The sequence below is a fragment of the Streptomyces sp. NRRL B-24085 genome, assembly GCF_001282115.1.
GTDB lineage: Bacteria > Actinomycetota > Actinomycetes > Streptomycetales > Streptomycetaceae > Streptomyces.
Genome location: NZ_LJBR01000613.1, coordinates 1 through 1141, shown reverse-complemented (window position 1 = coordinate 1141; position 1141 = coordinate 1). Strand labels below are relative to the sequence as shown.

At 72.3% G+C, this 1141-nt stretch carries 1 protein-coding gene; it reads left to right on the top strand.

All coding sequences use genetic code 11. The features are described 5' to 3' along the window. The first annotated feature begins 134 nt into the window (after positions 1 to 134). The gene (locus AOJ26_RS40275) at positions 135 to 1112 is read left to right on the top strand and encodes an alpha/beta hydrolase (protein ID WP_053853287.1); all 978 of its coding nucleotides are present in this window, start codon (positions 135 to 137) and stop codon (positions 1110 to 1112) included. The last annotated feature ends 29 nt before the right edge of the window (positions 1113 to 1141 follow it).

The following is a 1141-nucleotide window of genomic DNA, read 5'->3' as shown; positions in this document are numbered from 1 at the left end:
CGAACATGACGGAATGCCGACGCCCGGTGCCCGCCGTACGGCGGGCAGGTTCCGCCGTACGGCGGCGCCCCGGACGGACGCCGTTGCCCCGATCATGACGCCACGAGCCGCCGCGCCCCGCGTGAGGAGAAGCCATGACGCATGTGCCGCCCCCCTTCGACCCCGAGCTCAGCGCCGCCCTGGACCTGATCAAGGACGTGATCTCGCCCGGCCTCACCCCGGACGAGATCGAGGAGGTGCGCCAGGGACCGGGCATCCAGATGCTGGCCGACCTGGACCTCACCATGGACGGGTTCTTCGAGGTGGAGGACCGGTCGGTGCCGGGGCCTGAAGGCACCCCCGAGATCTCGCTGCTGATCTGCCGGCCCGCCTCGCCGGCACCCACGGGGGTCGGGCGCCCGGTGATCTACCACGTCCACGGCGGAGGCATGGTCATCGGCAACAACCGTGTCGGCATCGACGCTCCGCTGGCCTGGGCGAAGGAACTGGACGCGGTCGTGGTGTCGGTCGAGTACCGGCTGGCGCCCGAACACCCGCATCCGGCACCGGTCGAGGACGTCTACGCCGGGCTCGTGTGGACCTCCGAGCACGCGGAGGAGATCGGTGGCGACGCCGAGCGGATCGTGATCGCCGGTGCGAGTGCGGGGGGCGGGCTGTCGGCGGCGCTCGCGCTGCTCACCCGGGACCGCAACGGGCCTCGGCCGGTGGGGCAACTGCTGATGTGCCCGATGCTGGACGACCGCAACGACAGTCCTTCGACGTACCAGATGGCGGGGCTGGGCGTCTGGGACCGTACGGCCAACGAGACGGGCTGGACGGCGCTGCTGGGCGAGCTGCGGGGCGGCCCCGACGTGCCGGCGTACGCGGCGCCGGCCCGGGCCGAGGACCTGTCGGGACTGCCGCCGGCCTTCCTCGACGTGGGGTCGGCGGAGACGTTCCGGGACGAGGTCGTCTCGTACGCGTCCCGGATCTGGCTGGCGGGTGGGGTGGCGGAGCTGCACGTGTGGCCCGGGGGTTTCCACGGGTTCGACGGGTTCGCCCCGCAGGCGGCGTTGTCCCAGGCGGCGCGTGCGGCGCATCTGGCTTGGCTGCGGAGGCTGTTGGACAGGTAGGGGTTCTTCTGGAGATCCGTTCTGGGGGT

Excerpts from the sequence above, each read along its gene's own strand:
- AOJ26_RS40275 (WP_053853287.1), top strand. The coding sequence starts at position 135 with ATGACGCATGTGCCGCCCCCCTTCGACCCCGAGCTCAGCGCCGCCCTG.